Raw genomic sequence first — 8,732 nt, 5'->3', positions numbered from 1 at the left:
TTGTTCGCTCAGCCACGCCCCCAGCCCAGCTGATAACACCCTGACCAGCCCGCCTTCCCCAAGGCAAAGGACGAAAGGGGCATCAACTCGCGCAATGCCCTCTGACAAGCACTATCGGCGATGAGACGTCCTCATGGCATGCGTCGACGGTCTACCGCCGGACCTCCGGGGGCTGGCGCGTCGTCCTCCTCCACCAGACACCCATGTAGGGTGTGGCGTGCAGTGATGACGTTCGCGCCGCCGCACCCACTGATCGGCCCCACTGACAGCACGCCAAATTCCGCCGGGTAATTCAAGCCACAAAGTCACAGCCACGCTGCGGCATTGCGTCCCGCCATGTCAGGCGCAGGTTGCCAAGAGCTCGGCGAGGCGCTCGGCCGGGGTGTCCCAGTCGAGCGTCTTCCGTGGCCTAGTGTTCAACTCGGCGGCGACGGCTCGAGCTGCTCGCGAGTGTGGACCGACAGGTCGGTGCCCTTGGGGAAGTACTGGCGCAGCAGGCCGTTGATGTTCTCATTCGAGCCGCGCTGCCAGGGGCTGGCCGGGTTGCAGAAGTAGACGGGCATGTCGGCGGCGACGGAGAACTCGTGGTGGCGGCCCATTTCGCTGCCCTGGTCCCAGGTCAGGGAGCGTTTGAGCTGGGCAGGTAGCGTGGCCATGGTCTCCACCAGGGCGTCGTGCATGCGCTCGGCGCTGCGGTCGATGGGAAGGTGAACGAGCATCACGTAGCGGGTGGTGCGCTCGACCAGGGTCATCGCCGCCATGACTTCCTCCATCGAGGCCTTCCTGACGCGGTACACCGCGCTCCGCTCCCGGACCGTCGACGACCACATGTTCGCCGTCGACCAGCCCCGCCCTCACCCGGCCACCTTCCGGCTGCAGCTGTTCACCACGACTGGACGAGCATGCCGCCGATCTGGTAGCCCAGGAAGGCGGCCGCTGTAGCGCGGGCCGTCGCCAACATATCGGCGAACAGGGCGGCGAGCGGGCCGTACATGATGGAATGGATGATCGACAGCTCGAGGATGACGGCAGCCCGAGGTCCGTGGCAGTCAGGCGTCGCGACGGGTGATCGCTTGGGCCGCCGCCAGGAGCGAAATCATGACATAACCCGTCAGGATGATGGTGGTCAAGGAGGGGCCGAAGGCGCCGGAGTCGGGGACGCCGGCCAACTGCCTCGTCAGCGCCGGGATCGTCAGGGAGCCTGCCCAGTCGTTCCACGGGGCGGGGAGGAAGCGTTCGATCAGGGTCGGAGCCAGCAGGAGAGCGACCAGCGCGATGAGCGCCCCGGGTGTCGAGCGCAGGATCGTGGCCAGGCCCAGCCCCGCGATCGCGGCAACCGCAGAGCCGGCGCCCGCCGCCAGCACCTCCGTCAGGGCGGCCCGTTCCGAGAGCGAGGCGCCGATGGGGCGCCCGCCCACCACCGCCTGGGCGGTGAAGTACGTGCCGAACGCCACCGCCTGGCCCGCGATGGCGGCTACGGCGGCCACCACGACGGCCTTGGCCAGGAGGAGGTGCCACCGGCGGCGGATCGTGGTCAGCGTCAGCCTGATCATGCCCGTGCTGTACTCGCCGGAGATGGCGAGCACGCCGAGCATGCCGAACAGCACGGGGGTAATGTCGGCGCTGAAGCTGAGCCCCGTGCCGACGGGCTCACCGGGACCGTTGGTGTCGAAGTAGCGTGAGATTGAGAAGGCGGCGAAGCCGGTGAGCGCCATGGCCGAGAGCGTGGAGGCCAAGACGTAGAAGGCGGAGCGCAGCGAGCGCAGCTTGAGCCATTCCGACGCGACGACGTTGATCATTGGGTTATCTCCATGAAGACCTCTTCCAGCGATGCCCGGGACGGCGCCAGCTCGTGGACGGCGCAGCCGCTCGCCAGGGCGGCATCGCCGATGGCGGCCACGGACAAGCCGGTCACCAGCAGTTCCTCTTCGGCCGGAGGGGGATGAGGCGACAGCATCGCCGCCCTGCTCGTGGCGGGCTCGGCCGTTCGCGGTGCGCGGCGTACGGTTGCCCCCGCGGCTTCGAGCACCCTGGCCAGGCGGGCCGCGTGAGGTGATCGGACCAGTACGTCGCCTTGGAATCGGGCCAGCAGATCCGCCATCGGGGTGTCCTCGATCAGCTTTCCGCGGCCGATGATGATGAGCCGGTCGGCGGTGAGCGACATCTCGGTCATCAGATGGCTCGACAGGAGGACGGTCCGCCCTTCGGCCGCGAGGGATCTCAGTAGCTTCCTGAGCCAGCGGATGCCTTCGGGGTCGAGGCCGTTGACCGGCTCGTCAAGAATGATCACTCCCGGGTCGGACAGCAGCGCCGCCGCGATGCCGAGGCGCTGGCGCATGCCCTGGGAGAACTCGGCGATCCGCTTGCGTGCCGCGCCGGCCAGGCCGACCTCCTCCAGAGCCTGTACGACTCTGCGTCTCGAGATCCCTCCGGCGTACGCCAGCGCCTGAAGGTGGTCGAACGCGCTGCGCCCGCCCTGCACCTCGGCGGCGTCGAGCATGGCACCGACCTCACGCATGGGGTCCCGCAGGTCCTGCTTGCGGACGCCGTTGATCAACGCCTTGCCCGAGGTGGGCGCGTGCAGGCCGAGGATCATCCGCATGGTGGTGGACTTGCCGGACCCGTTGTGCCCGAGAAAGCCCGTCACCTGCCCAGGTTTGACGTCGAATGTGAGCCCAGAGACCGCCCGCGTGGAACCGTACACCTTCGTCAGATCTACGACCTCGATCATCTTCCCACCCGTTGAATCAGCTCGGCTGGGCAGCGTGTACCCTGCTCGGGCACCGTGCCCGTGGTCAGGTAGGCCAGGACATGTCGCCGCAGGCAGGTGTTGCCTCCCCAGGCCGCGTGGCCGTCGCCGTGCCACAGGACGCGCGCGGACGGAATCTGCTCGGCCACGTGCTGCTGCCCGCGATAGTTGGTGTTGTTGTCGAGCTCCCCGATCGCGAAGAGGATCGGCGGGACGTCCTTCACCCGCAACGGGTGCGGTGCCCAGGACGCACCCCCGCTGCGCCCCCAGCAGCGTCCGAGCTCGAAGCGCCCCTCGATCCATCCGAACCTTGGCGCGATCTCACGCAGCCTGGCCTCGATGGCCTGGAACTCCTCATATGTCGGCAGCTTCGGCATGAAGTCGTTACACAGGGAGTCTCCGCTTACGGACGCGCTGCCCTGGTCCGGCGCCAGCTCGGTCAGGAAGTTGATGGCGTCACCGTCGAGGGCCTTGCGGATGGCGGTGGCGAGCAGCGGCCATTCCGCCGGGTTCATGCCTTGGCTCGCGCCCGCGTTCAGTTCTCCCTCGTGCACCGTCCTGCCGGCCGATGCCGGCAGCGGCGCGCGGCGCACCCTGGCGACCAGTTCGTCATATGCCTTGCCGGCGTCCCTGCCGTGCAGGGCGCAGTCCGTACGGCGGGCGCACCAATCGCGGAAGCGGGTCAGGTGCCGCTCCTGGGTGAGCGCATAGTTGCGCAACCAGGGCTCGAGACCCTGCTGAGTGTGATCGGCGGTGCCGTCGAAGTACATCCGGCCCACCCGCTGCGGGAACAGCTCCAGATAGGCCTGGGCGTAGACGGTGCCGTAGGAGTTGCCCGCGTAGAGAAGCTTGTCCTGGCCGAGCGCGGCGCGCAGCGCGTCGATGTCGTGGGCCACGTTCCACGACGTCAGCCCCCGCCACGCCGACTTGACCGTCTTGCGGCAGCTCGCCTGGTGGGCCGCGTTCTTGGCGGCGTGCGCGTCCCAGTCCTGTTTCGTGCGCGCGATGATCAGCCCGGACGTGGAGGCCGCGGGCTCGTCGCAACTGACCGCCTTGCCGCTCTTCGGCTCGGCCAGCCCGCGCGGGTCGAAGGCGATGACGTCGAACCGGCTCCGCAACTCCGCCAGCAGGACCGGCAGTTCGGGCGGGGCGTCGGAGCCGCTCAAAGGCCTGAGCATCGCCGTGCTGGTGGCAGGGCCGCCGAAGTTGACGATCAGCGGCCCCATGCTCTTGCCCATCGCGGGCAGCTTGGCCACGTGCACCGAGGTCCTCGGCCCGCCAGGGTCGGCCCAGTCGACGGGGACGACCAGCTCGGCGCATTGCAGGCCGTCACCGCAGCTCCTCCAAGTGAGGCGATACGCCTGTGCCGACGCCAGCGCGATGCCGCTGAGTGACACGGCGAGGCAGGCGGCCAGGCACCCGGCGATGAGTGTGCGTGGATTCATGCGGGCAACGATCCCGGACGGCGGCGGGCGCGCGCATCGGAGCCAGATCCGGTCTTACCGATCAGACCAGGGTCATACGGCGCAGGCATACGAGAGCAGAGTACGACCCTGGTCTGACGGCTCGTGCTCCGATTCCCTCCTGATCGTTCCTCGCTACCCTCAGGATGTGAACCTGCTCGCCCGGCGGCTTCCACACAGGCTGCTGATCCTCGCCGACATCGCCGTCGCGATGCTGCTCGCGCTGGCGTCCACGACGGACCGGCCGGGCCTCAATGTGAACACCGTGTCGGCGCTGGTCTGCTCGCTGCCCATGGCAGTGCGGCGGATCTGGCCGGGGCCCGCCTACTGCGGCGCGCTCCTGGCCAGCCCCCTCGTGCTCGTGCTGCAGGTGAACCAGATCATGCTGGCCGCGATGGTGGCCCTGACCCTTTACCTGGTGTCGGCCACCCAGCCGGTGCGGCGATCGGCGATCGCGTTCGTTCTGGGCCTGCTCGTGACCGGGTCCGCGCTGCTGATGTCGCTGATCGGCGTACCACGGCACGCGAACGGCTGGCCGGACCCTTTCTTCATGGTCGGGACGGCGTGGCTGGTCGTGGGAGCGAGCTGGAGCCTCGGCACGACGGCGCGCACTCGCCGAGAGTTCGCCGCCCGAGAGGTCAGGAGGCAGGCCGAGAAGGCGGCGGTCGACGAGCGCCTGCGCATCGTCCGCGAACTGCACGACGTCCTCGCCCATTCCATGAGCATGATCACCGTCAAGGCCGGCGTGGCGGCCAAGGTCCTGGACAAGCACCCGGCGGAAGGACGCAAGGCGCTGCAGGCCATCGAGGAGATCGGGCGCAGCTCACTCGTGGAGATGCGCCAGTTCCTCGGCGCACTGCGTTCACCCGACGGCGCACCCGAGAACGCACCGCTGCCCGGCCTCGCCGACCTGCCGTCCCTGGCCGACCGGGCGGCGGAGGCCGGCGTGCAGGTCGACCTCTCGGTGAGCGGAACCGTGCCCGACAGCATGGGGTTGCCGGTCTACCGCATCGTCCAGGAAGCGGTCACCAACGTCGTCAGGCACGCCGCGCCCGCCCACTGCCGGGCCAGCGTGTCGGCCGCCGACGGGATACTGAAGATCTCCGTGATCGACGACGGGCCGGGGCAGCGCGTGCTGCCGCGCCAGACGGGCGGCCACGGTCTGACGGGAATACGCGAACGGGCCATGATGTACGGTGGCTCCTTCGATGCCGGGCCCCTGCCAGGGGGAGGGTTCGCCGTGCACGCATCGTGGGAGATCCCTTGACCGACCTGGCCCACGCCGACCACCCATCCCCCGGTAGCGGATCGGCGTGTGGGCCTCAGGCGTTGATCCATCATGACGTACGTCAGGCCAGGATCGCGGGGGGAGCCGGCAGACCGGATCCTGCCCCGGATGGACGTGCCAGGGAGAGCTCTTGATTCGAGTGCTGATCGCCGACGATCAGGCACTGCTGCGTGGCAGCTTCCGGCTGCTGATCGACTCGGAGGACGACCTCTTCGTGGTCGGCGAAGCGGCCGACGGGCAGCAGGCGGTGACACTCACGCGGACGGAGTCACCCGATGTGGTGCTCATGGACGTCAGGATGCCGGAAATGGACGGCATCACCGCGACCAAGCAGATCGCCGGGGATGCCCGGGTCCTCATCTTGACCACGTTCGACCTTGACGAGTACGTCTATTCGGCGCTGCGGGCGGGCGCCAGCGGGTTCCTGCTCAAGGACGCACCCCCCGACGATCTCCTGAAGGCGATCCGGGTGGTCGCCTCGGGCGAGACGCTGCTCGCGCCGCGCGTCACGACGCGGCTGATCGCGGAGTTCGTACGGCGGCCGGTCCAGCAGGTCTTCCAGGGGCTCGACACGCTGACGGACCGAGAGCGCGAGGTGCTCACCCTCATCGCCCACGGGCTGTCCAACGCCGAGCTCAGCGACCAGCTTCAGGTGAGCCCCGGGACCGTGAAGACGCACATCGGCCGCCTGCTGGCCAAGCTGCAGGCCCGAGACCGCGCCCAACTCGTCATCGCCGCCTACGAAGGCGGCCTGGTCACGCCGCGTTAGCACGGGCGCGGGCTGCGGCCGATCACCTCCGCCCGCCGGCTGGGAATGCCGTTGCCGCGGACCACCCCAGCAGGTGGTTGTGGTCGGTACGGCCGGCGTGCGCGGCTCCGGCGTCCAGCAGCGCGCCCACCTCCCGTATGAGCCGACGCCACGGCCCGTACCGCAACATCCTGCCTGAGGACCTCGATCGGCAAGCCCGGCTGATCCGCAGCAAACCCCGCGAACTCGGCATGCTAGCGGGCCCTGCAGTATGGTGCCCAGGTCGTGATGTTCGTGGGCCACCACGCATGAGCTGGCGCCAGCGGCGCTGTGCTCGCCCACATCATGGCTGATGCCATCCTCGACGTCCGCATCAACGGCCGTTCACACGGCGAGATTGGGATCAACACCCTGCTGACGGGCCCTACGGCGGGCCCGTCGTGCTGGCCAGCGGAGACAACGCATGTGCGAGGAGTTCACCGCACTGGTGCCCCAGGCCGTCACCGTGCCGGTCAAACGAGGCCTCGGCCAGCACGCGGCCGACATTCTACACCCGGAGGAAGCACGAGACCGCCTGCGGCAAGGCGCCAACCAGGCGATACGACTGCACGCCACCAACCCGCCGGCCTCGGTTCCCCAGCCGCTCCAAGTCGAGGTCGACCTGCACCAGCCGCGCTCAGCGGATCTCGCGGCCCTCATTCCCGGCGTCACCAGAAGCGGGCGCACCGTGGCGTTCACCGCCGAGACCATGACAGCCGCCGTACGGCATGCTCTAAGAGCCTGCTGACAAAGGGATTTGGTGGTGGGGTTCGAGTCACGAGACCGGCGGAGTGTGGTCATTTTCGGGTCGTTAACCCGTGAACGGGAGCGGGCTCCCGGTAGCTGAGGTGTTGTCTAAGCAGCTCAGCAGCCAGGAGCCCGTGGTTGTCTGTCTACACGCCCACGCCCCCGGACGCCAGCGATTGCGCCTCACCAGGGTGCCGATGTCGCGGCCGGAAACCGTCATATCCGTCGGATCTGACCGACGCCGAATGGGCGGTGCTGGAAGGCGAGGCGCGGGCGGTGATGGCCGAGCTGGTCGCAACCACCGGCAGGCCGATGGTGCATGACCTGCGAGCAACGCTCGACGCGATCACCTATGTGACCCGATACGGGATCGAGTGGCGGGCCCTGCCGATCGACTTCCCGCCGCATGAGGCGATCTACGCGTTCTTCCTGCGCTGGTCCCGGCGGGGCCTGCCCGAGCTGCTCGCCGGACGGCTGCGCGGACGCCTGCGGATCCTGGCCGGACGGGGCGAACTCCCCACGGCAGGCTGCATCGACTCCCAGACGGTCAAGGCAGCCGAGACCGTCGCAGCCGCGACCTGTGGCTATGACGCAGGCAAGAAGATCAAGGGGCAGAAGCGGCATGTCGTGGTCGACACGCTCGGGCTACTCCTGTGCGTGATCGTCACCGCCGCATCGGTCCAGGACCGTGACGGCGCGCACCCGTTGCTGGCCCTGCTGCGGGAGAAGTTCTCCACCATAAGGCTGGTCTGGGCCGACGGCGGCTACGCCGGCCGGTTGCAGGCCTGGGCCAAGCAGGTCCTCGGCCTGGCCGTCACGATCGTCAAGCGCAGCGACGACGTCCGTGGCTTCGTGGTGTTGCCCCGCAGGTGGGTGGTGGAAAGAACCTTCGCCTGGCCGGCCCGCTACCGGCGGCTGGTCCGGATCCACGAACGCAAGCCTGAACACCACGAAGCCCTGATCTGGTGGGCCACCGTACACCAGATGACCCGCCGCCTGACCCGCGAACTGGCAGGCCAACCGCCCCACGGCCGCTGGGGAGACCCGCCACCTCCGCCGGCCCTGCACAGTCCCGACCGGCGCGGCAAGGTCCTGGAACTCCTGACCGCCCAGCCCTGGAGGGCATGGAAAGGGGCAGAACTGGCCACCATCCTCGGCATCGAGAACATCAACAGCTTCCGAGTCCAACTGTCCCAATGGTCCCACCAGGGCTACATCAACAAGATCGGACCAGCCCTCTACGGACCCATGCCCGCGAACACTTACTGATGAGAAATTGGATTACTGGACCAGTTGAGTCGTTTCCTGGGCGCCGATATTGAGTAACTGGAATATTTCTCAGTGTGACCAAGGAGTCAGGTAAGCGAATCCCTCGGCGAGACCTTCAAGACACCCGGATGATCGTCCTCACCGCCATCGATAACGGCATGCACGTCGATGACGCCGCGGCCATCTTCGGCGTAGGCAGATCAACAATATTCGGCTGGATCAAGCTCCGCGAGGAAGGCGGACCGGCCGCGCTGACCGTGAGAATGCCACCAGGACCCGTACCGGCACTGAGCCAACGGCAACTGGCACAACTGCGTGGCTGGATCATCGGGCACAACCCCCGCCAACTGCAATTCGACTTCGGGTTGTGGACCCGCGCGATGGTGGCCGAGCTGATCAAACGGGAGTTCGGCGTGGAGTTCACCCCGC

General features: G+C 68.1%; 8 protein-coding genes and 1 pseudogene. 5 read left to right on the top strand and 4 right to left on the bottom strand.

Features of this window, described 5'->3' with window-relative positions:
• Positions 1-339 precede the first annotated feature (339 nt).
• The 4 genes and pseudogenes from ABZ911_RS42480 to ABZ911_RS42465 form a co-directional block, all read right to left on the bottom strand.
• Positions 340-749 (bottom strand): annotated as a pseudogene (locus ABZ911_RS42480) (IS30 family transposase); the annotation flags it as partial.
• Positions 750-1,049: 300 nt separating this feature from the next.
• Positions 1,050-1,799, bottom strand: a complete 750-nt coding sequence (locus tag ABZ911_RS42475; RefSeq protein ID WP_358070181.1) for an ABC transporter permease subunit — start codon at positions 1,797-1,799, stop codon at positions 1,050-1,052.
• Entirely contained in the window at positions 1,796-2,731 is a 936-nt protein-coding gene (locus ABZ911_RS42470) for an ATP-binding cassette domain-containing protein (protein WP_358070178.1), read from the bottom strand. The genes ABZ911_RS42475 and ABZ911_RS42470 overlap by 4 nt, the downstream gene beginning before the upstream one ends.
• Entirely contained in the window at positions 2,728-4,194 is a 1,467-nt protein-coding gene (locus ABZ911_RS42465; protein ID WP_358070175.1) for an alpha/beta fold hydrolase, read from the bottom strand. Before ABZ911_RS42465 ends, ABZ911_RS42470 begins: the two co-directional genes overlap by 4 nt.
• Positions 4,195-4,360: 166 nt before the next feature.
• Between ABZ911_RS42465 and ABZ911_RS42460 the strand changes: the two genes are divergently transcribed.
• From ABZ911_RS42460 to ABZ911_RS42440, 5 genes are all read left to right on the top strand, one after another.
• The gene (locus ABZ911_RS42460; RefSeq protein ID WP_358070172.1) at positions 4,361-5,479 is read left to right on the top strand and encodes a sensor histidine kinase; all 1,119 of its coding nucleotides are present in this window, start codon (positions 4,361-4,363) and stop codon (positions 5,477-5,479) included.
• A 151-nt stretch (positions 5,480-5,630) separates the two neighbouring features.
• Positions 5,631-6,269: a response regulator transcription factor gene (locus tag ABZ911_RS42455; protein WP_358070169.1), complete on the top strand. Its 639-nt coding sequence runs from the start codon at positions 5,631-5,633 to the stop codon at positions 6,267-6,269.
• Positions 6,270-6,711: 442 nt separating this feature from the next.
• On the top strand, positions 6,712-7,035 hold the full coding sequence (locus ABZ911_RS42450) for a M55 family metallopeptidase (protein ID WP_358070166.1): 324 nt from the start codon (positions 6,712-6,714) through the stop codon (positions 7,033-7,035).
• Between the two features lie 137 nt (positions 7,036-7,172).
• A complete protein-coding gene (locus tag ABZ911_RS42445) occupies positions 7,173-8,303 on the top strand; it encodes an IS5 family transposase (RefSeq protein WP_358070163.1) in 1,131 nt (376 codons plus the stop codon).
• Between the two features lie 128 nt (positions 8,304-8,431).
• Positions 8,432-8,732: helix-turn-helix domain-containing protein (locus ABZ911_RS42440; protein ID WP_358070160.1), on the top strand; the 301-nt coding region annotated here is incomplete at its 3' end.

This window comes from Nonomuraea sp. NPDC046570, assembly GCF_040645915.1.
GTDB lineage: Bacteria > Actinomycetota > Actinomycetes > Streptosporangiales > Streptosporangiaceae > Nonomuraea.
Note: the sequence above shows the minus strand (reverse complement) of the source record. Positions and strands in the feature narration are given on the sequence as shown.